At 61.6% G+C, this 23,350-nt stretch carries 22 protein-coding genes; 10 read left to right on the top strand and 12 right to left on the bottom strand.

The window, feature by feature from the left end; translation table 11 throughout:
• Window positions 1-54: 54 nt before the first annotated feature.
• The 3 genes from O3W47_RS19910 to O3W47_RS19900 all read left to right on the top strand — a co-directional run bounded on the left by O3W47_RS19910 (window position 55) and on the right by O3W47_RS19900 (window position 2,434).
• On the top strand, window positions 55-1,419 hold the full coding sequence (locus tag O3W47_RS19910) for a dicarboxylate/amino acid:cation symporter (RefSeq protein WP_269314445.1): 1,365 nt from the start codon (window positions 55-57) through the stop codon (window positions 1,417-1,419).
• A 152-nt stretch (window positions 1,420-1,571) separates the two neighbouring features.
• Entirely contained in the window at window positions 1,572-1,970 is a 399-nt protein-coding gene (locus tag O3W47_RS19905) for a hypothetical protein (protein ID WP_137452254.1), read from the top strand.
• Window positions 1,971-2,161: 191 nt separating this feature from the next.
• On the top strand, window positions 2,162-2,434 hold the full coding sequence (locus O3W47_RS19900) for a hypothetical protein (RefSeq protein WP_035260597.1): 273 nt from the start codon (window positions 2,162-2,164) through the stop codon (window positions 2,432-2,434).
• On the opposite strand, the gene ppdK is transcribed toward O3W47_RS19900, so the two are convergent.
• Entirely contained in the window at window positions 2,412-5,138 is a 2,727-nt protein-coding gene (gene ppdK / locus O3W47_RS19895; protein ID WP_269314444.1) for a pyruvate, phosphate dikinase, read from the bottom strand. The genes O3W47_RS19900 and ppdK overlap by 23 nt on opposite strands.
• 228 nt (window positions 5,139-5,366) lie before the next feature.
• On the opposite strand from ppdK, the gene O3W47_RS19890 reads away from it, so the two are divergent.
• Complete coding sequence (locus O3W47_RS19890; RefSeq protein WP_269314443.1) at window positions 5,367-6,344, top strand: VOC family protein; 978 nt, start codon at window positions 5,367-5,369, stop codon at window positions 6,342-6,344.
• A gap of 424 nt (window positions 6,345-6,768) precedes the next feature.
• Here O3W47_RS19890 and O3W47_RS19885 read toward each other — a convergent pair whose 3' ends face one another.
• The 5 genes from O3W47_RS19885 to O3W47_RS19865 all read right to left on the bottom strand — a co-directional run bounded on the left by O3W47_RS19885 (window position 6,769) and on the right by O3W47_RS19865 (window position 12,358).
• Entirely contained in the window at window positions 6,769-10,236 is a 3,468-nt protein-coding gene (locus O3W47_RS19885; protein WP_269314442.1) for a chromosome segregation SMC family protein, read from the bottom strand.
• 84 nt (window positions 10,237-10,320) lie between these two features.
• Window positions 10,321-11,001 carry a DsbA family protein gene (locus O3W47_RS19880; RefSeq protein WP_072494057.1) on the bottom strand — a complete coding sequence of 227 codons (681 nt, stop codon included), beginning with the start codon at window positions 10,999-11,001 and terminating at the stop codon, window positions 10,321-10,323.
• 129 nt (window positions 11,002-11,130) lie between these two features.
• On the bottom strand, window positions 11,131-11,652 hold the full coding sequence (locus tag O3W47_RS19875; protein WP_127756237.1) for a DUF721 domain-containing protein: 522 nt from the start codon (window positions 11,650-11,652) through the stop codon (window positions 11,131-11,133).
• 27 nt (window positions 11,653-11,679) lie between these two features.
• Window positions 11,680-12,144 carry a hypothetical protein gene (locus tag O3W47_RS19870; protein ID WP_269314441.1) on the bottom strand — a complete coding sequence of 155 codons (465 nt, stop codon included), beginning with the start codon at window positions 12,142-12,144 and terminating at the stop codon, window positions 11,680-11,682.
• Window positions 12,122-12,358: a hypothetical protein gene (locus O3W47_RS19865; RefSeq protein WP_269314890.1), complete on the bottom strand. Its 237-nt coding sequence runs from the start codon at window positions 12,356-12,358 to the stop codon at window positions 12,122-12,124. The genes O3W47_RS19870 and O3W47_RS19865 overlap by 23 nt, the downstream gene beginning before the upstream one ends.
• Between O3W47_RS19865 and mutY the strand changes: the two genes are divergently transcribed.
• Together mutY and O3W47_RS19855 are read left to right on the top strand one after the other, a co-directional pair.
• Window positions 12,271-13,416 (top strand): A/G-specific adenine glycosylase, encoded by a 1,146-nt coding sequence (gene mutY / locus O3W47_RS19860; protein ID WP_269314440.1) that lies wholly within the window; start codon window positions 12,271-12,273, stop codon window positions 13,414-13,416. The genes O3W47_RS19865 and mutY overlap by 88 nt on opposite strands.
• A 46-nt stretch (window positions 13,417-13,462) precedes the next feature.
• Window positions 13,463-14,074 carry an HAD family hydrolase gene (locus tag O3W47_RS19855; RefSeq protein ID WP_137452258.1) on the top strand — a complete coding sequence of 204 codons (612 nt, stop codon included), beginning with the start codon at window positions 13,463-13,465 and terminating at the stop codon, window positions 14,072-14,074.
• Window positions 14,075-14,111: 37 nt separating this feature from the next.
• Here the strand turns inward: O3W47_RS19855 and O3W47_RS19850 are convergent, their stop codons facing one another.
• From O3W47_RS19850 to O3W47_RS19840, 3 genes are all read right to left on the bottom strand, one after another.
• Entirely contained in the window at window positions 14,112-14,402 is a 291-nt protein-coding gene (locus O3W47_RS19850; protein WP_162936787.1) for a type II toxin-antitoxin system RelE/ParE family toxin, read from the bottom strand.
• A gap of 2 nt (window positions 14,403-14,404) precedes the next feature.
• On the bottom strand, window positions 14,405-14,656 hold the full coding sequence (locus tag O3W47_RS19845) for a type II toxin-antitoxin system ParD family antitoxin (RefSeq protein ID WP_127756240.1): 252 nt from the start codon (window positions 14,654-14,656) through the stop codon (window positions 14,405-14,407).
• A gap of 375 nt (window positions 14,657-15,031) precedes the next feature.
• Window positions 15,032-16,177 (bottom strand): site-specific DNA-methyltransferase, encoded by a 1,146-nt coding sequence (locus O3W47_RS19840; RefSeq protein ID WP_127756241.1) that lies wholly within the window; start codon window positions 16,175-16,177, stop codon window positions 15,032-15,034.
• Window positions 16,178-16,414: 237 nt separating this feature from the next.
• On the opposite strand from O3W47_RS19840, the gene O3W47_RS19835 reads away from it, so the two are divergent.
• Entirely contained in the window at window positions 16,415-17,515 is a 1,101-nt protein-coding gene (locus O3W47_RS19835; protein ID WP_269314439.1) for a hypothetical protein, read from the top strand.
• Here the strand turns inward: O3W47_RS19835 and O3W47_RS19830 are convergent.
• Window positions 17,475-17,936 (bottom strand): DUF1284 domain-containing protein, encoded by a 462-nt coding sequence (locus tag O3W47_RS19830; RefSeq protein WP_269314862.1) that lies wholly within the window; start codon window positions 17,934-17,936, stop codon window positions 17,475-17,477. The genes O3W47_RS19835 and O3W47_RS19830 overlap by 41 nt on opposite strands.
• Window positions 17,937-17,981: 45 nt before the next feature.
• Complete coding sequence (locus O3W47_RS19825; protein ID WP_137452262.1) at window positions 17,982-18,662, bottom strand: GntR family transcriptional regulator; 681 nt, start codon at window positions 18,660-18,662, stop codon at window positions 17,982-17,984.
• A 222-nt stretch (window positions 18,663-18,884) separates the two neighbouring features.
• Here O3W47_RS19825 and O3W47_RS19820 point away from each other — a divergent pair, with 222 nt between their 5' ends.
• Window positions 18,885-19,574, top strand: coding sequence for an HAD family hydrolase (locus tag O3W47_RS19820; RefSeq protein WP_137452263.1), 690 nt, complete (start codon window positions 18,885-18,887; stop codon window positions 19,572-19,574).
• 197 nt (window positions 19,575-19,771) lie between these two features.
• Here the strand turns inward: O3W47_RS19820 and O3W47_RS19815 are convergent, their stop codons facing one another.
• Window positions 19,772-20,311 carry a PilZ domain-containing protein gene (locus tag O3W47_RS19815; RefSeq protein WP_162936788.1) on the bottom strand — a complete coding sequence of 180 codons (540 nt, stop codon included), beginning with the start codon at window positions 20,309-20,311 and terminating at the stop codon, window positions 19,772-19,774.
• A 265-nt stretch (window positions 20,312-20,576) separates the two neighbouring features.
• On the opposite strand from O3W47_RS19815, the gene thrC reads away from it, so the two are divergent.
• Both thrC and O3W47_RS19805 read left to right on the top strand, forming a co-directional pair.
• Window positions 20,577-21,974: a threonine synthase gene (gene thrC / locus O3W47_RS19810; RefSeq protein WP_003520498.1), complete on the top strand. Its 1,398-nt coding sequence runs from the start codon at window positions 20,577-20,579 to the stop codon at window positions 21,972-21,974.
• 21 nt (window positions 21,975-21,995) lie between these two features.
• Window positions 21,996-23,294, top strand: a complete 1,299-nt coding sequence (locus O3W47_RS19805; protein ID WP_003520499.1) for a M16 family metallopeptidase — start codon at window positions 21,996-21,998, stop codon at window positions 23,292-23,294.
• The last annotated feature ends 56 nt before the right edge of the window (window positions 23,295-23,350 follow it).

Here is a 23,350-nt window from a genome sequence, read left to right as displayed (position 1 = left end):
ATGCGTGTAAAAAGTGCAACATTCTCGTTTTCTTGCACAATAAAGAGACATGTCATGTCACAGGCAACGACGTCCGCCGGCCCCTCCGGGCCTAAACCCTTTTATCGCAATTTCGGCTTTCAGGTTCTGATCGCCATGGTCATCGGCCTGCTGCTCGGGCTCGTTGCGCGCAACATCGGTCCCGATGCCGCCGGCAGCCCGAACTGGCTTTCGGTGACGCTGCAAACCATCGGCAGCATTTTCGTGCAGCTTTTGCGCGCGCTGGTTCCGCCGCTGATCTTCACGGCCATCGTCGCCTCCATCGCCAATCTCAAGAACCTCTCCAATGCGGCGAAGCTCGTCTGGCAGACGCTTCTGTGGTTCGCCATCACCGCGCTGATCGCCGTCGTCATTGGCATCGTGCTCGGCCTCGTTATCCAGCCGGGCGTCAATACGGCCATTGCCAATACGGCAGCAGCGGCGCCCTCCTCCACCGGCTCCTGGCTCGACTTCCTGAAGGGCCTCGTCCCGGCCAACGTCTTCGGCCTCGAAGCCTCGACCAAAATCACCAACGGCGCCGGCAGCACCTCGTTGAATTTCAATGTGCTGCAGCTACTCGTGGTGTCGATTGTCTTTGGTGTGGCCGCATTGAAAGCAGGCAAGGCGGCGGAGCCGTTCCTCGCCTTCAACCAGTCGCTGCTCGCCATCGTGCGGAAAATCCTGTGGTGGGTCATCCGCCTCACCCCCATCGGCACTATCGGCCTGCTCGGCCGCGCGGTCGATCAATATGGCTGGACAACGCTGTCGCAGCTCGGCTGGTATGCGGCGGCCGTTTATATCGGTCTCGCACTGGTGCTCTTTGTGGTCTATCCGGCGCTGTTGATCGCCCATGGCCTGAAGCCGTCGCGCTTCTTTGCGGGCGCGTGGCCGGCCATCCAGCTGGCCTTCGTGTCGCGTTCCTCCATCGGCACGCTTCCCGTCACCGAAACCGTGACGGAAAAGAGCCTCGGCGTGCCGCGCGAATATGCCGCCTTCTCCGTGCCGCTCGGCGCCACCACCAAGATGGACGGCTGCGCCGCCATCTATCCGGCGATTTCGGCGATCTTCATCGCACAGTTCTTCCAGGTGCCGCTCGGCATTCAGGAATATGTGCTGATCGTCTTCGTCTCCGTGCTCGGTTCCGCCGCAACGGCAGGCCTCACGGGCGCCGTGGTGATGCTGACGCTGACGCTCTCCACGCTCGGCCTGCCGCTTGAAGGTGTGGGCCTGCTGCTCGCCATCGACCCGATCCTCGACATGGGCCGCACGGCGGTCAACGTCGCCGGCCAGGCGCTGGTGCCCACCATCGTCGCCAAGCGCGAGGGCATTCTCGATGAGGCCGTCTATAACAACGCCAAGGATATCGACGCACTCGACGACCGGGAAGCAGCGCCGGCCTGACAGCGATAATCATGGGGTGTTTCCGGTGAAAAAAGGAAACGCCCCATGCGGACCATTTCCGTTGCTCCCTGATAGTTTGGGGTTGACGGTGATAATTTCATCGATAGCGATAGCGGCACGGACAAGAGCGCAACTTTGAGCGGAAACTGTGCATGGCGAAACGTAACTGGATCTATGTCGGCCTGCTCGCTTTCATCTCGCTTGGGCTTCTGATAGACGCGGCCGTCTGGCCTGCCGGGCCTCCAACCTCCTTTACCGCAAACGATCTGGTGCAGATGATCGGCATCATCACACTATTTGCCTGGTGGCAGATAGAGGATGCCGAAAAGCGGAACCTCCGGCGCAGCTCCGCCGCCAAAATCACCACCGTTCTGCTCGCACCTATCGGGCTTGCGATTTACCTCTATCAAACCCGCCGGTGGACGCGCGCCACGCTCGGCCTCCTCGCATTTATCGGCGGCATCGTCCTCATCGCCATCCTCACGGTTCTGCTCGGCGACTGGCTCATTCAACAGGGTTTGTTCCCGCCGTCTTTTCTGCGTGATTCCTGAGCAAGGGGAGTATGTCGGATTTTACGACGCCACTCCGCCTGACAACGCTATCGCCGCCGCCTGCCAAGCCATTCTCCATGACGGATTGATGCAACTTTCCGCCCCAACGCGGCTTTTCCCCACATGAAAACAGGCGTATCAATCGCGGCAATAAAAGTGCCGTACGGCAGTCATGTTAAGGGAGAAACAAAATGCGCGTTTCCATCGTCTTCGGTGCGCTTGCCGCCATGCTGGCGCTCACCGCCTGCCAGACGCTGACGCCGGAAGAGCGCCGGGCGCGGGATGAGGCGACTTGCCGGGGTTATGGTTTCCGCCCCGGCACGGACCCGATGGCCGGTTGCCTTCTCGATCTGGAAATGGACCGCCGCGCCGACAACCGCGCCTGGCAGGCGCAGATGAACCGCGACATGTTCTACCGCCCCGTGGTGGTGGAGCGGCGCATCATCGTCCAACAGAACCCCTGACGGGAATGAAGGCGACATTGCTCGCCACCCTGCCCTCATCCCTCTTCGCCGCCAGCGTTGCCTGCGCTGCAGCCAGGCGGGCGATGGGCACGCGGAAGGGCGAGCAGGACACGTAGTCGAGATCGGCATCCTCGCAGAAGTGGATCGAGGCCGGATCGCCGCCATGTTCGCCGCAGATGCCGAGTTTCAGTTCCGGCCGCGTCTGGCGGCCGCGTTCGGCGGCGATGCGGATCAATTCTCCCACACCGTCGAAATCGAGCGAGATGAACGGGTCGCGCTCGATGATGCCCTTGCGCTGATAGGTATTGATGAAACGCGCCGCATCGTCACGGGAAATGCCGAAGGTGGTCTGCGTCAGGTCGTTGGTGCCGAAGGAGAAAAATTCCGCCGCTTCCGCAATCACATGGGCGCGCAGTGCAGCGCGCGGCAGCTCGATCATGGTGCCGGTCAGATATTCGATCTCCATGCCGGTCTCCTGCGCTACCGCAGCGGCGACCCCGTCGATGACTTCGGTGACGTAATCCAGTTCCGAGCGAAGCCCGACCAGCGGCACCATGATTTCGGGCACGACCGGCGCGCCGGTGATGCGAGCTGCCGCAACGGCGGCCTCGAAAATGGCGCGGGCCTGCATTTCGGCGATTTCCGGATAGGAAATGGCAAGGCGGCAGCCACGATGGCCGAGCATGGGGTTGAACTCGTGTAGCGCATCCAGCCGCTGGCGGAACACCGTCTGCGGCATGCCCATGGCGGCCGCCACCTCGACGATTTCGCCATCGGTCTTCGGCAGGAATTCGTGCAGCGGCGGATCGAGCAGGCGGATCGTCACCGGCAGGCCGTGCATGATCTGGAAAAGTTCGGTGAAATCCGAGCGCTGCATCGGCAGAAGCTCATCGAGCGCCGCCCGCCTGCCCTTTTCGCTTTCGGCGAGTATCATCTCGCGCATCACATGGATGCGGTCGCCCTCGAAGAACATATGTTCGGTGCGGCAGAGGCCAATGCCTTCCGCGCCGAAGGCGCGGGCGGCGCGGGCGTCGGCGGGTGTGTCGGCATTGGTGCGCACGGTCATGCGGCGCAGGCTGTCTGCCCACTCCATCAGCTTGCCGAAATCGCCCGAGAGTTCCGGCTGCGTCATCGGCACCTCGCCCTTCAGCACCCGGCCGGAGGAACCGTCGATGGTGATGACATCGCCGCGCTTCAACATGCAGCCGACGCCGATCAGCACCTTGTTGCGCATGTCGACACGCATGGAGCCGGCGCCGGTGACGCAGGGAATGCCCATGCCGCGCGCCACCACGGCCGCGTGGCTGGTCATGCCGCCGCGCGTGGTCAGAATGCCTTCGGCTGCGTGCATGCCGTGAATATCTTCCGGGCTGGTTTCGATGCGCACCAGAATGACGCGGCGGCCTTCGGCTTCCGCCGCAACCGCCTCTTCGGCGGTAAAGACGATTTCGCCCGTCGCCGCCCCCGGAGAGGCCGGCAGGCCGGAGCCGATGATGGGGCGCGATGTGCCGGGGTCGATGGTGGGGTGAAGCAGCTGGTCGAGCGACGAGGGCTCGATGCGGCAGACGGCTTCCTCCTGCGAAATCAGCCCCTCTTCCACCATATCGACGGCGATCTTCATCGCCGCGCGGGTGGTGCGCTTGCCGGAGCGGGTCTGCAACATCCAGAGCTTGCCGCGCTCGATGGTGAATTCCAGATCCTGCATGTCGCGATAGTGGTTTTCCAGCCGCTTGCAGATCGCCAGAAATTCGCTGAACGCCTCCGGCATCAGCTTTTCCATGGAAGGCTTGTCGGAGCCGGAGGCAAGACGCGCGGCCTCGGTGATGGATTGCGGCGTGCGGATGCCCGCCACCACATCTTCGCCCTGAGCGTTGACGAGGAATTCGCCGTAAAGCTCCGTCTCGCCCGTCGAGGGGTTGCGGGTAAAGGCGACGCCGGTTGCCGAGGACGAGCCGAGATTGCCGAAGACCATGGCCTGAACGTTGACCGCCGTGCCCCAGTCACCCGGAATATTGTGCAAATGCCGATAGGTCACGGCGCGGTGGTTGGTCCAGCTGGCGAAGACCGCGCCGATTGCACCCCAAAGCTGGACATGACAGTCCTGCGGGAAGGCTTCGTCCAGCTCATCTTCGATCAGCTTTTTATAGAGCGAAACGACATGCTGCCATTCGACCGCCGACATGTCGGTGTCGTATTCGTGGCCGAGGCGGCCTTTCTCGTCCTCGAGAATTTCCTCGAACAGCTCATGATCGAGGCCCATGACCACATCGGCATACATCTGGATGAAGCGGCGGTAGCTGTCCCAGGCAAAACGGGCGTCGCCCGCATCGTGGCCCAGCGCCTCGACGGTGCGGTCGTTGAGACCCAAGTTCAGCACGGTATCCATCATGCCGGGCATGGAGGCGCGCGCGCCGGAGCGGACGGAGATGAGTAGCGGCGAGTGGCTGCCGCCGAAGGTCTTGCCGGTCACGGTTTCCATGCCGTGCAGGCCGGCCATGACCTGCAGCTTCAGCTCTTCGGGAAGATCGCGGCCGTTCTTGTGATAAAGGGCGCAGGCATCGGTTATGATGGTGAGGCCGGGGGGAACGGGAAGGCCGAGACTTGCCATTTCGGCAAGGTTCGCGCCCTTGCCGCCCAATATCGCAACGTCACCTGCCCTGCCTTCGGCAGCACCGTTGCCGAAGGTATAAACCCATTTTTTCATTCCACGCTCTCCACCCAGAAGCGTTGTCATTTTTCTATCATCTACAGCATTGGCGGCACGTTGGAAACGCCGCAACGTGCAGTTTACATCGCAGTGCAGCATAATTGCGGCAAATTGCGCGCAAGAATTGCCGCAAAGGCCGAATAACGCCATGATTGACGCATTCGTGTAGTGCGCAGAACTGGAGTGTTGCCTAAGCCATTCAAATCGCCGACAAAGAGATTATTCATGCAATTTACCCGCCGCCATACGCTTAAATTTGCCGGAATTTCCTGTGCCGCCAGCGCGCTTGCCGGGGCGCTCAGAGCCGAAGGCGCAGTGCCCGTCACAGGCGCCGCCTCCGCCCTTCCCTTCGCACTGACGACGCCGATGCATATCGGCCAGGCCGCGCTGCGCGTGCGCGATCTCGACCAGATGATCGAGTATTACCGTTCAGTGCTGGGCATGAACGAGGTGGAGCGCACGGCCAGAGGCGTAACGCTCGGCGTCGGCACCGTGCCGCTGCTCGATCTGGTGCACAAGCCGGCCGCGGATTTCGAAAGTCCCACCTCCGCCGGTCTGTTCCACATCGCCTATCTGATGCCTTCCCGCAAGGATCTGGCGCGCTGGCTGGTGCATGCGGCGCTGAAGCAGGTGCCGCTTTCCGGTTTTGCCGACCACAATGTCAGCGAAGCGATCTATCTCAACGATCCCGAAGGCAACGGCATCGAGGTTTACAGCGACCGGCCGAAGGACACATGGGTCTGGAGCGGACGGGTGGTGAAAATGGGCACCGAACCGCTCGATGTCGACGATCTGGTGAAGCTGACCGATACCAAAAAAAGCGATTATGAGGCTGCCCCGCCGGGAATGCGCATCGGGCATGTTCACCTGCGGGTCGGCGAAATCGCCGCCGCCCGCGCATTTTACGAAACGGCCGTCGGCCTGCAACCGACGCAGGACGCGCGCTCCGATGCCTCGTTTCTCTCTTCCGGCGGATATCATCATCACCTGGCGGTGAATACATGGAACAGCCGTGGCGCGAAGGAACGCAACGCCATGGAAACCGGCCTCGACTGGTTTTCTCTCACCGTTCGCAACCCCGCCGATCTGGAGGCGCAGAAAACGCGGCTGCGGGCCGCCGGTTATGTGCTGGTGGAGATGGAGAATAACGTCGTGGAAGCGATAGACCCCTGGGGCACGCGGCTGCGGCTGGTGCCGGGGTGAATGGTCCATACGCTCGATACGAAGCGGGTGTCACAAAAAATGCTCACACAACTTCGTCCGAACACTACAGAGCCTCGCCGCCCCCCTTCCTCATTCCTGTGCTTGTCACAGGAATCCAGTCGACGCGCGTCTGCGCGGCGGGAGACTCTTTTCAGCCCAAGGACTTGGGCTGGCTGGATTCCTGTGACAAGCACAGGAATGAGGGAGCCCGCCCGTATTCTTCAGCCGAAAAAGAAAGCCTTGCGAGGCCACGGCAGCGGCCTCGCAAGGCATTCCATCCGGTACAGGAAACCGGATGGTGGGGTCTGTGACGAGCCCTTTGGCCCTTGCGTAAAACATAGCAAAACACCGCGCATTGTCGCTCACCCGAATGGGTGATACCGCCAGATAAATTCGTAATGAAGGGCGAACGGGAAAAGAAGCCTCAGACGGCTTCGCGCAACTGCTCGGCGGTCTGCAAATCCACGGAGACGAGCTGCGACACGCCCTGTTCGGCCATGGTGACGCCGAAGAGGCGGTTCATGCGCGCCATGGTGATGGGATTGTGGGTGATGATGACGAAGCGGGTTTCGGTGGAGGCCACCATCTCGTCCATCAGGTTGCAATAACGCTCGACATTGTGGTCGTCGAGCGGCGCGTCCACCTCGTCCAGCACGCAGATGGGCGCGGGATTGGTGAGGAAGACCGCGAAGATCAGCGCCATGGCCGTCAGCGCCTGTTCGCCGCCGGAAAGCAGCGTCATGGTCTGCGGTTTCTTGCCCGGCGGACGGGCGAGGATTTCCAGTCCCGCTTCCAGCGGATCGTCGGATTCGATCAGCTGCAATTCCGCCGTGCCGCCGCCGAAGAGATGGGTGAACAGCCGCTGGAACTGCGAATTGACCACATCGAAAGCGGCGATCAGCCGTTCGCGGCCTTCGCGGTTGAGGTTCTGGATGCCGGCGCGCAGCTTGCGCACGGCGTCGATGATGTCGTCGCGTTCCTTGATCAGCGCTTCGAGCTTGGCGGAAAGCTCGGCCTGCTCTTCCTCGGCGCGCAGATTGACCGCGCCCAGCCTTTCGCGCTCGATCTTCAGCCGGTCGAGATCGCGCTCGACGTCGCGAATGTCCGGCTTCGGCTGGTCCGGACCGAGGCCGGTCAGGCGGAACGCCATATGCGGCTCGGTATTCAGCGTTTCGCGGATGCGGTGTTCGGTTTCCTGCCGCTTTTCGCGGGCGGAGACCAGTCGCTCTTCGGCGCGGCCGCGCTTTTCGCGGGCTTCGGCCAGTTCGGAAAGCGCCGTTGCCGCCACCCGGTCGGCGGCGCGCTGCAGGTTTTCCGCCTCGGCCAGCCGGTCGGCGGCCTCGCGGCGGGCGTCTTCGGTCTTCTGCAATTCATTGAGGAGGTTGCGGCGTTTCTCGTCGAACTCCTCCGGCGCTATGTCCAGCTCGGCAATTTCCTCGCGCGCCTCTTCCTCGCGTTCGCGTAATGTCGCGATGTGATCGGCCGCACTGGCCGCGCGCGATTGCCAGGTGGAGCGCTCCTGCCCTATCGCCTGAATTCTGCGCTGGCGGCTTTCCGCCTCGCGGCTCACACCCTCATGGCGGGCACGGGCCTCCGCCAGAAGGCCGCGGTCGGTCGCGACTTCGAGCTGGCTTTCGCGCAGCCGCAGATCCAGCTCGGACAGATCGGGCGCGTCTTCCATTTCGATGCGGGCGTTTTCCTCCTGAACGGCAATCTCATCGATCTGCGCACCGATCTGGTTCAGTGCTTCGGACACGATATCGCGACGGCGCAGCAGATCGCCCGAGGCCCTTTCGGCGGCGGTCAGTGCCTCGCGCGCCTCGGCAAGATGGCGGGTCGCAAGACGGCTTCTGTCGCGCACTTCAGAGAGCCGCAATTCGCTGCTGCGGATATCTTCGGTTTTCGCGGCAAGCTGGTCTTCGGCCTCGTCCAGAATGGAGCGGGCTTCATCCAGTTCTGTCTCGATTTCAGCAAGGCGGTTCTTCTGCGACAGGCGAAGCGCTGCGGCACCCGGCGCATCGGCGCTGGCGATGTGACCGTCCCAGCGCAACAGCGCGCCTTCGCGCGTCACCAGCCGCTGGCCGGCCTTCAAATGCGGCAGCAGGCGCAGGGCTTCCGCAGTGTTGGCGACGACACCGATCTGCGCCAAAGCGCGGCGCAGGGCTTCCGGCGCCTGCGCATAATCCAGAAGCGGCGTCGCGCCCTGCGGCAGCGCGGGATCATCCGCGCCATCGCCATTGCCGGCCCAATAGGCGGGCGCGGCGGGATCGAGCGGGCTTTCGAGATCGTCGCCGAGGGCGGCACCCAATGCCGCCTCGAAACCGCGCTCCACCGTCATTTCTTCCGCCACCGGCGTAAAGCTGCCATTGGCGGCGGCACTGGAGGCAAGGATTTTGGTGATGGTGCGTGCTTCAGTATCCAGCGCGTTCAGCCGGTTCCGCGCCGTTTCCAGCGGCGCGCGCGCCAGCGCTTCGGCGGAACGCGCTTCGGCAACGGCAGCTTCGGCTTCCTCCACCACGATCAGAGCATCCTCGACCGCGATCTCCGCCGCCTCGACCGCTTCGCGCCGTTCGGAAGGATCGGGAAGGCCGGAGAGTTTTTCGTCGATGGCATCGATCTCCGCCGATGCCTCCTGCGACTGCCGTTCCAGCCTCAGCTTGCGGTCGGAAAGATCGCGGATCGCCCGCTCCAACTGCTGGCGGGCGGCGGATGCCTCGGCCCGTTCGGCGGTAATCGCGGTGAAGATGGCTTCGCTTTCCGCCAGCTTGACAGCGGCGGCTTCGAAGGCTTCGCGCATCTCTTCCGCATGGCGGCCGGAATCGGAGAGGATTTCCAGAAGTTCGGCCTCTTCCTCATCGAGCCGCGCCAGTATCTGGGCATTATCGGAGACCAGCCGTTCCTCGCGGATAATATCCTCGCCAAGCTGCGACAGGCGGCGGGCCAGCTCGTCGCGGCGGCGCAGCAGGCGGTTGGCCTCGTCGTCCAGCTGGGTGCGGGCAATTTGCAGGCGTTGCAGGGCGGCGGCGACACGGGCCTCGTCCTCGCGCAGTTCCGGCAGTTTCAGGCTGGCGATGCCCTGCTGCTTGGCCGCCTCCATCTGCGCCTGCGCCTTCTCGGCGACGATATTCGTGGCCTGATTGAGCGCGCTCTCCGCCTCGCCCTCGGCTTCCCTCGCCTCGACCCAGCGGATGTGCAACAGGGTCGCCTCGCGGGCGCGGATATCGGCCGACAGCATCTTGAAACGGTTGGCCTGACGCGCCTGCCGTTTCAGGCTTTCGATCTGGCTTTCCAGCTGGGCGGTGACGTCTTCCAGCCGCTCCAGATTGGTCTCGGCGGCCCGCAGGCGAAGCTCGGCCTCGTGGCGGCGGGAATGCAGGCCGGAAATGCCGGCCGCCTCTTCCAGCAACTGGCGGCGGGCCTGCGGCTTGGCGTTGATGAGTTCGCCGATACGCCCCTGCCCCACCATGGAGGGCGAGCGCGCGCCGGTGGAGGCGTCGGCAAACAGAAGCTGCACATCCTTGGCGCGGGCTTCCTTGCCGTTGATGCGGTAGACCGAACCGTTTTCGCGCTCGATGCGGCGTGTGACCTGAATTTCATCAGCATCGTTGAAGGCGGCGGGGGCGGTGCGGTCGGAATTGTCGAGATAAAGGCCGACTTCGGCGGTGTTGCGGGCCGGGCGATTGCCGGAGCCGGAGAAGATGACGTCATCCATGCCGGAGGCGCGCATGTTCTTGTAGGAATTCTCGCCCATCACCCAGCGCAGCGCTTCGACCAGATTGGACTTGCCGCAGCCATTCGGCCCGACGACACCGGTAAGCCCCGGCTCGATGATGAATTCGGAAGGTTCGACGAAGGACTTGAAACCGACGAGACGGAGCTTGTTGAACTTCATGCCGTCACGCCCCGGCAAGAAAACGGGCAATAAAAAACGGGCGTGCGGAAATATCCGCCGCCCGTTTCTTTCAGGGTCCGGCGATCAGAGCAGCTTGTCGATGACAGCCGACATGGTTTCAACCGACATGTCTCCTGCGTATTTCTTGCCGTTGATGATGAAAGTCGGCGTGGAGTTGACGCCGAATTCCGTCGCACCGCGTTGCATCGTTGCGTTCACATCATCCAGAAGTTTCTGGTTCGTCAAGCAGGCCTCGAAAGACTCCTGTGAGAAACCGGCCATTTTCGACATTTGCAGCAGGGCGGCGCGTGCATCCTGCGCGACAGCCCAGCTCTGCTGCTGCTTGAACAGCATGGAAACGAAGGGGAAATACTGACCTTCCGGTGCGCAGCGCGCCAGCATGAAGGCGGCAGCAGCGCGCGGATCGAACGGGAATTCGCGCAGCACGAAATAGACCTTGCCGGTATCGATGTACTTCTTCTTGATCTCTTCGAAGGTCTTGTTGTGGAAGTTGGCGCAGTGCGGGCAGGTCATCGACATGTATTCGACGATCTTGACGGGTGCGTTGGCATCGCCGAGCGCGGCTTCCGGCAGCGGGCCGGGCTTCATCACCGCAGCCATATCCACATCGCCGGTGGATTCAGGCAATTCCTGCGCCTCGGCGATACCGGGCGTGAAGGCAAACGGCAGGGCCGTGGCAACGGCGGCAAGAGCAACGCCGCCGAGGAGGCTGCGACGGGAAATGGTCAGTTCGGGAAAATGCATGAAAGCACCTGTTGGTAATAGACTCTATTGTCCGTTGATTCCGATATAGCTACGGCCTGTTCATCACAAGCGGGGTTTTGAACTCTTCTTGTCAAAGAATTGTGACCAGTCAAGGACAGCCCGTGCACATCAAATCGTCCTGCCGCGCGGCTTTTTCTGCAATACCGCCGTGCCCAGCCTCTCCACCGCCTTGCGCAGCGCCTCGCTCTCGATGCCGTCCATCATGTCATCGAGACGTTTTGCCGCATCGCCGCGCAGGGGTTGCGGTTTGCGCCGGCGGGTGATGGTTTGGGATACCGGCTTCTGCACGATCCTGATCTGGCGCACCGCCGGAAAGCCGAAAAAGCCGTTGATGCGGGCAATCAGTTCGCCCTGCGCATGGGTGAGAAACAGGGCGCGCGCGCCTTCGCAGGCAATCGTCAGCACGCCCGGCTGATAACCGCCGCGATCCGGCCCCTCGTCGCGGCGCGGCCAGGTGATCTTTTCCGGCCGGGTGCAATCGGCAAAGTCCTCGCCGGCGATCTCGTCCCAGGAGCCGAGCAGCGCCGTGTTGATGCCCGCCCGTTTCGACAGCACGGGGTCCATGATGCCATTGGCGACTTCGGCGATCTGCACGACGCCTTTGCGGAATGAATCTGCGGGTTTCTTCATGCTCTCCTCGACAGAGGCCAAGCGGCCTCAAGCGGTCGCGCCGTCGTCATCTTCTTCGCCGCCCAACAATGCGCGGAATCGTCGCCAGTCCCGGCAGGCGCCCAAGCGTATCATTCCCGCCACCAAACATCCAAAGAGGAAATAGGCCCCAGCCAAAAACTTCAGATGCGATATTCCCGGCTTATCCGACATAACGGCAATCACCAACATGCAGGTGAGCACGATGGAGAGGTATATCCACAGGCCATGGCAAAAAATCGCCCAGAAACCGGATTCGATAATTCGAAAGCGGTACGAGGGCTTGCCTCTCATCTTCTCCAGTTCACGGACTTCGCCGATCAGGCGGGAAACCACAAAGGCCACGCAGTTGTGCCGCCCGAAACACAGCCGGCCAATATGGTTCAACAGGCTTCCAATCAGGCACAGGGCCAACAGAACCCCGATAACATAAAGCAGCGGTTGGGGTATATTATCCAGCAGCGCATTCAGCATGAGGCTCTTCCTCCAGAATCGGATCATGGGTTTCGATGTCGGGCATTCGTTGCCGGATGCGGTTTTCCACGCCCCCGCCGCAGGCTGCTGTTGCAGATTGCCGTGCCGTGTCTATGTTCAGCGGCGATGAACACACATACGCGGCAACACATATCACATCCGACAGCGGAACAACTTCTCGCATGGTACGACCGGCACCATCGCGAACTGCCATGGCGCACGTCTCCGGCCATGGCGGCACGGGGAAAACGCGCCGATCCCTATCACGTCTGGCTGTCGGAGGTGATGCTGCAGCAGACGACGGTGCAGGCGGTAAAGCCTTATTTCCTGAAGTTTCTCGCCGCCTGGCCAAGCGTCAGCGATCTGGCCGCGGCTCCGGTCGAGGATGTCATGGCGGCCTGGGCGGGGCTCGGTTATTACGCCCGTGCCCGCAACCTTAAAAAATGCGCCGAAGCCGTGGCGCGCGAGCATGACGGCATCTTTCCGGACAGCGAAGACGGCCTGAAGCAACTGCCCGGCATCGGCGACTACACCGCCGCCGCCGTGGCGGCCATCGCGTTCAACCGGCAGGCGGCGGTGATGGACGGCAATGTGGAGCGCGTCATCTCCCGCCTCTTTTCCATAGACGCGCCCCTGCCCGGCTCAAAGCCCGCCATGAAAGCGAAGGTGGCCGAGCTTACCCCTTCCGACCGGCCCGGCGATTTTGCCCAGGCGATGATGGACCTGGGTGCTACGATCTGTACGCCGAAGCGGCCGGCCTGCGCGCTCTGTCCGTTCAACGGCCACTGTCTTGCGCTTGCCCATGACGAGCCGGAGCGTTTTCCGGTCAAGGCGGCGAAGAAAGCAAAGCCGGTGCGGCTTGGGGCCGCCTTCGTGGCGGTGAATGCGAGCGGCGAAATCCTGCTCCGGCGGCGCATCGAAAGCGGGCTTCTCGGCGGCATGACCGAAGTGCCGACAACGGCATGGACCGCCCGCATGGACGGCGGCACGGAGGCGAGCCATGCGCCCTTTGCCGCCGGCTGGCAGGCGGCGGGCGTCATTACGCATGTCTTCACCCATTTCGAACTCAGGCTCACCGTCTATCGCGCGCAGGTGCCGGATGGACTGCACACCGGGCCGGATGACGGATGGTGGGAGCCGGTTACAAATCTTGACGCGCAGGCGCTGCCAACGGTGATGAAAAAAGTCATCGCACAGGCTATTCCATCCACGCATCGGCCCGAAAATCGCAGTCGATTTTCGACAGGAACGATGCGCAACTCAAAGATTTAGAGCGTCTTTCGGACGCTCTAACGTTCGATGAAAGCAGGAAATTTCGATGACCAAGATTGAGCATATCGTATTCGATATCGGCAAGGTGCTGATCCATTACGATCCGCATATTCCCTATAGCCGCCTCATTCCCGATGCCGATGAGCGCCAATGGTTCTTCGAGAATGTCTGCACCCATGACTGGAACCTCGAACAGGATCGCGGACGCCGCTGGGAGGATGCCGAAGCGCTGCTGGTGGAGCAGTTTCCGGAGCGGGAAGAGCACATCCGTTCCTTCCGCAAGTTCTGGCACGAGATGGTCTCGCATTCCTATGACGACAGCGTCGCCATCATGGTTGCCCTGATCGACAGCGGCCATGACGTGACGATGCTGACCAACTTCGCCTCCGACACCTTCCGCGAGGCGCAGAAAATGTTCCCCTTCCTCACTTTGCCGCGCGGCGTCACCGTTTCCGGCGATGTGAAGCTGTTGAAGCCCGATGTGGCGATCTACGATCTGCACGCCAGGGAATTCGGCCTCAATCCGGCCGCCAGCCTCTTCATCGACGATACGCTCGTGAATGTCGAAGGTGCGAAAGCGGCGGGTTGGCAGGCCGTGCACTTCACCGGCGCGGAAAAGCTGCGGCAGGATTTGCGGGCTTATGGGGTGGAAGCGTAAGCTGGCTGCCGGGCAAAACGGTGACGTGGACGCCCGGCTACGACTCGTTGACCCAGTCTTCATGCGCGTGGCGGATGCGGACGATCAGGACGTCATCGTCCGTTCCCACGGCATAAACAACCAGATGCGCCCTGAACCGATGGATACGCAACGGCGGTAACAACTCATGCCGCTCTCGTGCCATTCGTGGGTTGAGAGATATCAGCTCAAATATCTCATAGAGTTCCCGGTGATATTTTTGCGCCTGCGCCAGTCCGAATAAGACTATACCTTCTTCGACTATGCGAATGACGTCCTCTTCCGCAAGCAGAGACAGGCGAAAGCCCATGATCAACCGATTTTGCGTTTCATGGAGCGGGCTTCAGCCTCGGCGAACAGGGCCTCCTGCGAGCGATGCCCGACGCCACTCTGCAGTCCCTCATCCACAAAACGCTGCATCGCCGCGATTTTTTCGCCTCGTTCCTGGTCCTTCCGGATCAGGTCTCGCACGTAGTCACTCGCATTGGAGTAACGGCCCGTCCTGGATTGGGCCTCGACCCATTCTTTCATGGGTGCAGGCAGCGATATGTTCATGGTCGCCATATCCATCTCCTTTGATGGAAGAGTGCAGAATTTGGCAAAGTTTGTCAAAACAGATCGGGAAAAGAAATTGGCGCAGGCGGAAATGGCGGTCTCCGGCCTGCGCCAGTCCTGCCGCAAGCGGCATCGGACGCAATGTTTTTGTGATTTTTCCGAACCGGATTTTCACAACCACTGCTCTGATTTGAGACAGTATTGCCGATCTCTTGCGCGAAACTTGTCTTGCTAAAATAGTATACTCGAAAACACCAACGCCCGACACCGAAGTGCCGGGCGTTGGTCGTTCTCCATCCGGGACTGAAGGTACTAAACCGGACGGAGACATAGGCTGACAAGGGCGGGCGGTGGATCGTTGCGTCTAAGCCTTTTGGGCTTTGACTATTCGGCCTTTGCCAGTTCACTGCGGATGATCGCTCTCAGATCGTCGATCGGCTTCAGCGCGTCGCCGTCTTCGAAATGCCAGAACGTCCATCCGTTGCATGCGTCGAGACCCTGCACCTTCGCGCCGAGGCGGTGAATGGAGCCGGCGGTCCCGCCGGATGCAACCGTACCATCGGCACGAATAATGGCGCTATAACGGCGTCGTGCATCCGTCAGCACCTGGCCGGGGCGGACAAGGCCGCTTTCCAGCAGGGTATTGAAGGCAACGCGCGGTTCGGCCTTCTTGCCGGTCATGACGGTCAGTTCCGCCTTGCCGAGCGGCTCGACGGCGGCGATGCGGGCGGATGCCGCATCGATGTAATCCTGTTCGCGCTCGATGCCGACGAAGTGACGGCCGAGACGTTTTGCAACGGCACCCGTGGTGCCGGAGCCGAAGAACGGGTCGAGCACGATATCGCCCGGCTTGGTGGAGGCCATGATGATGCGCGCCAGCAGCGCTTCCGGCTTCTGGGTGGGATGCACCTTCTTGCCGTCGTCGCCCTTCAGCCGCTCATGGCCGCTGCAGATCGGGAACAGCCAGTCGGAGCGCATCTGCACATCGTCGTTGGAGGCCTTCAGCGCATCGTAGTTGAAGGTATAGTTCTTGGCTTTCGGATCGCGGCTGGCCCAGATCATCGTCTCATGGGCGTTCTGGAACCGGCGGCCCTTGAAATTGGGCATGGGGTTGGTCTTGCGCCAGACGATGTCGTTCAGGATCCAGAAATCGAGGTTCTGGAGCATGGAGCCGACGCGGAAGATATTGTGGTAGGAGCCGATGACCCAGATGGTGCCGTTCGGTTTCAGCACACGGCGGCAGGCGAGCAGCCAGGCGCGGGTGAAGGCGTCATAGGCCTCGAAGGAGGCGAACTGGTCCCATTCGTCATCGACGGCATCGACCAGCGACTGATCGGGACGGTGCAGCGTGCCGCCAAGCTGGAGATTATAGGGTGGATCGGCGAAAATCGCATCGACCGACTGGCTCGGGAGGGCATCCAAGGCAGCGACACAATCACCTTTGATGATGCTGTCTTTCCAGGCGTCGCTCTCGCCCGCACGATCAAAACCGGCACGCCGAAAATCGGCCAGCGGAAAAACTGCTGCCATTGGTACTCGCTCCATACGCTTACTCTCTACTGATGCTTATGGTTACCGAAGATGGTTATCAAAGCCTGAACAAGTCACGGAAAATGCGAAATAAATGGCTGTCGCGGCACGCAGGCGCGATTTGCGGCGGCCGGCGGGGGAACCTGAAGTCGGGCGAAAACGTTGTGCACAACGGGTTCTTCTGTCCCCGCATATCGGCGCGACAGGAAGAGCCATAATGGCAGGGGGTAATCCGCAATGGGGTCCGTGATGAAAATGGCTTCTTTTTCCATGAATGTCGTCTGCGCCGCACTTTTCGCAACGGCGCTGCCAGCGCTGTCGCAGGCGCAGCAACCGGCCCCGCAATATAACGTCGTCACCGATGCGGTCCTGTTCGATGGCGGCCCTTCGCTCGGCAACAGCGACAGGGTGCGGTGGGATTTCTACAAGGCGGACCGCTCCGGCGGGCGTACGGACGACAATGCCGGCGGCTCCTATGACGCCACCTTCGAGGCGAAACTGCCGGCGGGCAAATATGTCGGGGTGGCGGCGCTGGGCAATGTGACCCGCGAAGTGTCGTTCGAGGTGAAGGACGGAAGCATCGCGAGGCCGAAGGTGAATTTTGATGCGGCGGAATTGACCGTCGTGCCGAAGCGCAGCGCCGGCGGCGATGTGGAAACGCAGGCGAAGACGGAAATCACCAAGGACGATTTCAAGGACAGCGTCTATGGCCAGAATACCGTCTTCGTGCCGACCGGAGACGTCGTCCTCACCGGTAGCATCGGCCCGGCGCGGGCTGAGGAGACGCTTGCCATCAAGGCGGGCGAGAAGATCAGCCACGAGCTGGTCATTCCAAGCGGCGTGGTGATCGCCAAGGCCGTTTATGCGGAAGGCGGCCGGGCGGTGGAAACGGACGATATCCGCTTCGAAGCGATGTCTGCCAAGGAAACGCTGGACGGCACGCGTGAGACCATCAACGGCATTTACGGCACCGGCAAGATCATGGAAATGCCCGCTGGTGACTTCGTCATGCGCGCGCGTCTGGGCAAGGTGACGGTGGAACAACCATTTACCGTGACTGCCGGAAAACGAACCGAAATCACCCTCGATCTCGATGCGGGCGTTCTCGCCATCAAGGCGCCCGGTGCAGAACGGATCGATATCGTTGAAACCACCAGGGATCTTCAGGGCACGCAGAAGGAGATTTCCGGCCGTTACGGCACGCAGCATCAGGAAACCCTGCATCCCGGGGAATATTCGGTGAAGGTGAGCTACGACAAGAAATCCGGCCGCGAGCCGAAGGAGATCAAGGCGACGGTCAAGGCCGCCGAGAGAACCGAGACGGATGTGCCGGAGTAGGCCTCGGCCGCCGCCCGGCCGGAGGCTCCGGACGTTCGCCGACTTTCACGCCCGAGAACCCTGATGCCGCGATACGGTCGCACAGCCTTATCCACTGACAGCCTCGACAGGCCGGCCTGATCTCGCCTGCGGCGAAAGCCAGACGCATCTTCGCAAGAAAGTCGGGCGTCGCCTGCAACCGCTTGCCGGCAGTCAGTGCCTCGCCCAAAAGCGCCGACACCGAAAGGCGGGCTGTCTCATCCCGCTGCACCACGCCTTCGTTGAAACAGTGGGCATGGCTTTCACACAACAGGCCCTCGCAAATATCGTCCGGGCCATCCACCAGCTCGATATCTTCCTCACCGGCATTCAGGCGGGCGGCGACACGGTCGTAATTTTCGACGAAGCCGGACGTATATCCCTTGCCCACATAGGTGAGCATACAGAGAAGATGGTGGGGCCGGAGGCGGACGGTCACGGGCCCGCCCTATCCAACGATGGCGAAGGCGTCGCGCACCGAGCCGGACGAGGTGCGGATCGCCTTGCGGCCGATCCATTGCACGTGTCCGTCGAGGATACGCACCGCCTCTTCGGCGCGGCCGCCGCGCAGCGCGTCGATGATCGCGCGGTGATCGGTATCGGTGCGGCGCTCCCAGCCGGCGCGCCAGGCGGAAAACAGGAAACGGGCGCTCGCCGCATGCAACCCGTCGATTGCCTCCATCAAACGCGGCATGTTGCAGGGCGCGGTGATGAGACGATGGAAGCGGCGGTTGGCCTCCTCCCAATGCTGCACGTCGACGGCGCTGTCGCCCTCGAGCGTTGCCGCCTCCGCCTGGTCGAGAATGGCGGGCGTCATGTTGGGAATGGCGTGGCGCAGCGCCAGAACTTCAAGGGCGGCGCGCATTTCCGCCACCTCGCGCACATCGTCAAGGCCGAAATCCGCCACCCGGACACCCCGGCGCGGAATGCTGGCGGCAAGCCCCTGCGCTTCCAGCCGGCGGAATGCCTCGCGCACCGGCACATGCGACGCGCCGAATTCGGCGGCGATGTGATCCTGCCGCAACCTTTCGCCCGGCGACAACTCGCCGCGAACGATGCGGTCGGCGAGCGTGCGGCTGATGCGCGCGGCAATGGTGTCTTCGGGCGTGCTTTTCACTGTCTTGGGCATAACATCCCATAACGCATATGGCGCGGCCGTGTGTAGCGGTTTTTGCGCGAAAGAGGGACGCCAAACCAAATATTCGAGGCGGCACAGTCGCTTACACAGGCCGACCGAGCTATGAGCCGGATGGGACCGACCTTTGCGGATGAGCCGGTTGAGCTTGGCGCGGACATGGTCTAAAAGCCCGGCATCATTTTCTTCCAGCCAAATCCGATACAGGGAGCGCCCATGAGCGGCTTCGACCTCATTATTTTCGACTGTGACGGCGTTCTGGTCGATTCCGAAATCATCGCAGCGCAGGTGGAATCCCGCCTCTTGACCGAAGCCGGATATCCGATCTCCGTCGAGGAAATGGGCGAGCGTTTCGCCGGCATGACCTGGAAGAACATTCTTCTGCAGGTGGAAAGCGAAGCCAGCATTCCGCTCTCCGCCTCGCTGCTCGACAAATCGGAAAAGCTGCTCGACATGCGGCTGGAACGCGACGTGAAGATCATCGATGGCGTCAAATTCGCGCTGTCGCGCCTGACCACGCCGCGTTGCATCTGCTCGAACTCATCGAGCCACCGCCTCGACATGATGCTGACGAAAGTGGGCCTGAAGCCCTATTTCGCGCCGCATGTCTATTCCGCCAAGGACCTTGGAGCCGACCGCGTGAAGCCGAAGCCCGACATCTTCCTGCATGGCGCGGCGCAATTCGGCGTTTCCCCCGACCGCGTGGTCGTGGTCGAGGATTCCGTGCACGGCATCCATGGCGCAAGAGCCGCCGGCATGCGCGTCATCGGCTTCACCGGCGCATCCCACACCTATCCGAGCCACGCCGACCGGCTGACCGACGCGGGTGCCGAAACGGTGATCTCGCGCATGCAGGACCTGCCGGCCGTGATTGCGGCGATGGCGGAGTGGGAAGGCGCTTTTTAATCTGTGGCTTTGTCACAAACGCCACTTCGTCATGCTCGGGCCTGTCCCGAGCATCTGCAACGGTTTGATTTTACGATACGTGTTTGAATCCTCGGGACAAGCCCGAGGATGACGTCGCGTGTGAGGAATGGCTTGTCCGCGACCTGACCGGAGCCCGCAAAAGCAGCCTCCGGTTTTCTGACATTTCGCCCGTCAAATCACCGGCGCTTGGTCTTGGCCTTTGCGCCCTGCTCGGCGAAGCCGATGAAGACGCTGACCGACTTCGGTGCGCCGCCCGGTCCGTTGGGGATGGCGACGTGGTCGTTGTTGAAGATGAACTGCGTGCCGGCCCCGCCTGCCGGAACATCGATGGCGAAGGCGGTGGTTTCGCCGTAGATCTCGCCGTCGCCGTCCTTCACCGTCACACGGATCGGCACGGTCACGCGGCCGGGCTTGGCCATCGGGCCGGGAACGAGGCGGCCCTGGGCCAGCACGTTGACGGTGAGCGTCGATTCATTGGCGGTGCACGAACGCGTCGTATCGGACAGCGAGACCTGATAGGCGAGTTTCTGCGGATCGTCCTTGGCGCCGCCGGCATAGACGCGATGAACGGCGTTGGCATCGAGAACCGTCACGGCCGGGCAATTGGCCTGAACCACGGCAGCCGTCGGTGCGGCCTGCGCCGCCGGCGGGTTGACGGCAAGCGAGTCCGACGGGTTGGAGGAATTGCATCCTGCAACAACGACGAGAAGCGACATCGCGGCGGACAAACGCAAGAAATTCCCTGACACTCTTCTAATTCCCTCTCCATTGTCCCGGAACAGAACCGGAGACGCTGTTTATTGACCTTTCACCCAGGTTGGCGATGGTCTATAGCAGCGACGCCGGAAAAAATCGATTGGCATGTTCGGTTTTGCTTGAATTTTCAGAAAAGCCCTTCATTAGCTCGCCAATCGCCTCATTCCGGTGAGACGCTGCGGACAAAGACGCCGATCGCATCGGTAACGGATAAGGGACTATCTCGTGGAATATGTATCGACCAGGGGTGCGGCCCCTTCGCTTGGTTTTTGCGACGCGCTTCTGGCGGGCCTTGGCCGTGACGGCGGGCTTTATGTTCCGCGCAAATGGCCTTCCATGTCGAAGAAGGAAATCCGCAACCTGCGCGGCAAGTCCTATCAGGATGTCGCCTTCGAGGTTCTCTACCGTTTCACCGGCGGCGAAATTCCGGCAGACAAGTTCAAGGCGATGATCGACGACGCCTATGCGACCTTCCGGCATCCTGCCGTCGTGCCGCTGACGCAGACCGGGCCGAACACCTTCGTTCTCGAGCTTTTCCACGGCACCACGCTCGCCTTCAAGGACGTGGCGATGCAGCTTCTCGCCCGCCTGATGGACTATACGCTTTCCGAACGCGGCGAGCGCGCCACCATTGTCGGCGCCACCTCGGGCGATACCGGCGGCGCGGCCATCGATGCCTTTGCCGGCCGCGAGCGCACCGATATCTTCATCCTTTTCCCGAACGGCAAGGTCTCTCCGGTGCAGCAGCGCCAGATGACGACCTCGACCGCTTCCAACGTGCATGCGCTGGCGATCAACGGCAATTTCGACGATTGCCAGACGCTGGTGAAGGAGATGTTCAACGACGTGAAGTTCCGCGACGGCGTGAAGCTTTCCGGCGTCAACTCCATCAACTGGGCGCGCATCATGGCGCAGGTGGTCTATTATTTCACCGCGTCTCTCTCGCTCGGCGGCCCCGACCGGAAGATTTCCTTCACCGTTCCGACCGGCAATTTCGGCGATATATTCGCCGGTTACGTCGCCAAGAAGATGGGCCTGCCGATCGACAAGCTCGTCATCGCCACTAATGACAACGACATTCTGGCGCGCACGCTGAAGACCGGCCGTTATGAGATGCGCGGCGTCAAGCCGACCACCTCGCCCTCCATGGACATCCAGATCTCGTCCAATTTCGAGCGCCTGTTGTTCGAAGCCTATGGCCGTGATTCCGCTGCGGTAAAGGCGTCCATGGACGGCCTCAAGCAGTCGGGATCCTTTGAAATTCCGCCGCACGCGCTGAAATTCATAAAGAAGGATTTCCGCGCCGGCCGCGCCACCGAAAAGCAGGTGGCGGCAACGATCCGCGATACGCTTGAGAAAACCGGTTACCTGATCGACCCGCATACGGCGACCGGTGTTTTCGTGGCTGAAAAGCACGAAAAGGCCTCAAGCCCGATGGTGGTTCTGTCTACCGCCCACCCGGCTAAATTCCCGGCCGCTGTAAAATCCGCTTGCGCAATCGAGCCTGCGCTTCCAGTATGGTTAGCTGACATTATGAACCGGGAGGAGCGTTTCGACATTCTGGATGCGGAGCTCAAAGCCGTGGAAACTTTCATCGGCAAACACGCACGCGCCGGCAAATAGAGACGCGGAAAGACGTTGAGTATGAGAGTAAATGTGACCCGGCTTTCGTCCGGGTTGACCGTTGTGACGGAAAAAATGCCGCATCTCGAAAGCGTCGCTCTTGGGGTGTGGATCAAATCCGGCTCCCGCAACGAGACGACTGCCGAACACGGCATCGCCCATCTTCTCGAACATATGGCCTTCAAGGGCACGGCGCGCCGCACCGCCCGGCAGATCGCCGAAGAAATCGAAAATGTCGGTGGCGAAGTCAACGCTGCGACATCGACGGAAACGACCTCCTACTACGCCCGCGTCCTGAAAGACCACGTCCCCCTCGCCGTCGATATCCTTGCCGACATCCTGACGGAATCGCTGTTCGACGAAGACGAGCTGGAGCGGGAGAAAAACGTCATCCTGCAGGAAATCGGCGCGGCGACCGATACGCCCGACGACGTGATCTTCGACAATTTCTCCGGCGTCGCCTATCGCGACCAGACCATCGGCCGTCCGATCCTCGGCACGCCGGACACCGTTCAATCCTTCACCACCGGCCAGATCAGGCATTATCTCGCCCGCAACTACACGACGGACCGCATTTTCGTCGTGGCGGCAGGCGCTGTCGATCACGAGAGCTTCGTGAAGCAGGTGGAAGAACGTTTCGCCTCGCTGCCGCAGCTGCCCATCGCCACACCGGTTCTCGAAAAGGCTATCTATACCGGCGGGGAAATCCGCGAGACCCGCGACCTGATGGATGCGCAGGTGCTCCTCGGCTTCGAGGGCAAGGCCTATCATGCGCGCGATTTCTATTGTTCGCAGATTCTCGCCAATATACTGGGCGGCGGCATGTCCTCCCGCCTGTTCCAGGAAGTGCGCGAATATCGCGGCCTCTGCTATTCCGTCTATGCATTCCACTGGGGCTTTTCCGATACCGGCATCTTCGGCGTGCATGCCGCCACCGGCGGCAACGACCTGCCGGAACTGGTGCCCGTCATTCTGGAGGAACTTCGCAAGTCCTCGCAGACCATCCATCAGGAAGAAATCGACCGCGCCCGCGCGCAAATCCGCGCGCAATTGCTGATGGGCCAGGAAAGCCCGGCCGCCCGCGCCGGCCAGATGGCCCGGCAGATGATGCTTTACGGCCGGCCCATCCCCAATGAGGAGATGATGGAGAGGCTGGGCGACATCACCCGCGCGCGCCTGACCGATCTTGCGGGACGGCTGTTTTTCGATACAGTTCCGACATTGTCCGCAATTGGCCCGCTCGAACATCTGCCGCCTCTTTCCGACATCACTGCAGCGCTTTCCGCGCAGCAGCCCGCAAGGATAAAGGCGAACGGATAAACCGATATGAGAGCGGGATTTAAAGGCAAAGACCGCTCATCTTTTTCGCCATCCCG

The sequence above is a fragment of the Agrobacterium sp. LMR679 genome (assembly GCF_027157905.1).
GTDB classification, from domain to species: Bacteria; Pseudomonadota; Alphaproteobacteria; order Rhizobiales; family Rhizobiaceae; genus Agrobacterium; species Agrobacterium leguminum.
Note: the sequence above shows the minus strand (reverse complement) of the source record. Positions and strands in the feature narration are given on the sequence as shown.

Coding starts and splice junctions, on each gene's coding strand:
- O3W47_RS19885 (WP_269314442.1), bottom strand. CDS start 10,236: ATGAAGTTCAACAAGCTCCGTCTCGTCGGTTTCAAGTCCTTCGTCGAA.
- O3W47_RS19825 (WP_137452262.1), bottom strand. CDS start 18,662: ATGCCCAAGACAGTGAAAAGCACGCCCGAAGACACCATTGCCGCGCGC.
- O3W47_RS19865 (WP_269314890.1), bottom strand. CDS start 12,358: ATGGCAGTTCGCGATGGTGCCGGTCGTACCATGCGAGAAGTTGTTCCG.
- O3W47_RS19870 (WP_269314441.1), bottom strand. CDS start 12,144: ATGCTGAATGCGCTGCTGGATAATATACCCCAACCGCTGCTTTATGTT.
- O3W47_RS19855 (WP_137452258.1), top strand. CDS start 13,463: ATGACCAAGATTGAGCATATCGTATTCGATATCGGCAAGGTGCTGATC.
- O3W47_RS19830 (WP_269314862.1), bottom strand. CDS start 17,936: ATGCTCACCTATGTGGGCAAGGGATATACGTCCGGCTTCGTCGAAAAT.
- mutY (WP_269314440.1), top strand. CDS start 12,271: ATGAACACACATACGCGGCAACACATATCACATCCGACAGCGGAACAA.
- O3W47_RS19815 (WP_162936788.1), bottom strand. CDS start 20,311: ATGTCGCTTCTCGTCGTTGTTGCAGGATGCAATTCCTCCAACCCGTCG.
- O3W47_RS19840 (WP_127756241.1), bottom strand. CDS start 16,177: ATGGCAGCAGTTTTTCCGCTGGCCGATTTTCGGCGTGCCGGTTTTGAT.
- O3W47_RS19910 (WP_269314445.1), top strand. CDS start 55: ATGTCACAGGCAACGACGTCCGCCGGCCCCTCCGGGCCTAAACCCTTT.
- O3W47_RS19890 (WP_269314443.1), top strand. CDS start 5,367: ATGCAATTTACCCGCCGCCATACGCTTAAATTTGCCGGAATTTCCTGT.
- O3W47_RS19850 (WP_162936787.1), bottom strand. CDS start 14,402: ATGGGCTTTCGCCTGTCTCTGCTTGCGGAAGAGGACGTCATTCGCATA.
- O3W47_RS19835 (WP_269314439.1), top strand. CDS start 16,415: ATGGGGTCCGTGATGAAAATGGCTTCTTTTTCCATGAATGTCGTCTGC.
- O3W47_RS19875 (WP_127756237.1), bottom strand. CDS start 11,652: ATGAAGAAACCCGCAGATTCATTCCGCAAAGGCGTCGTGCAGATCGCC.
- O3W47_RS19880 (WP_072494057.1), bottom strand. CDS start 11,001: ATGCATTTTCCCGAACTGACCATTTCCCGTCGCAGCCTCCTCGGCGGC.
- O3W47_RS19845 (WP_127756240.1), bottom strand. CDS start 14,656: ATGGCGACCATGAACATATCGCTGCCTGCACCCATGAAAGAATGGGTC.
- O3W47_RS19905 (WP_137452254.1), top strand. CDS start 1,572: ATGGCGAAACGTAACTGGATCTATGTCGGCCTGCTCGCTTTCATCTCG.
- ppdK (WP_269314444.1), bottom strand. CDS start 5,138: ATGAAAAAATGGGTTTATACCTTCGGCAACGGTGCTGCCGAAGGCAGG.
- O3W47_RS19900 (WP_035260597.1), top strand. CDS start 2,162: ATGCGCGTTTCCATCGTCTTCGGTGCGCTTGCCGCCATGCTGGCGCTC.
- O3W47_RS19820 (WP_137452263.1), top strand. CDS start 18,885: ATGAGCGGCTTCGACCTCATTATTTTCGACTGTGACGGCGTTCTGGTC.
- O3W47_RS19805 (WP_003520499.1), top strand. CDS start 21,996: ATGAGAGTAAATGTGACCCGGCTTTCGTCCGGGTTGACCGTTGTGACG.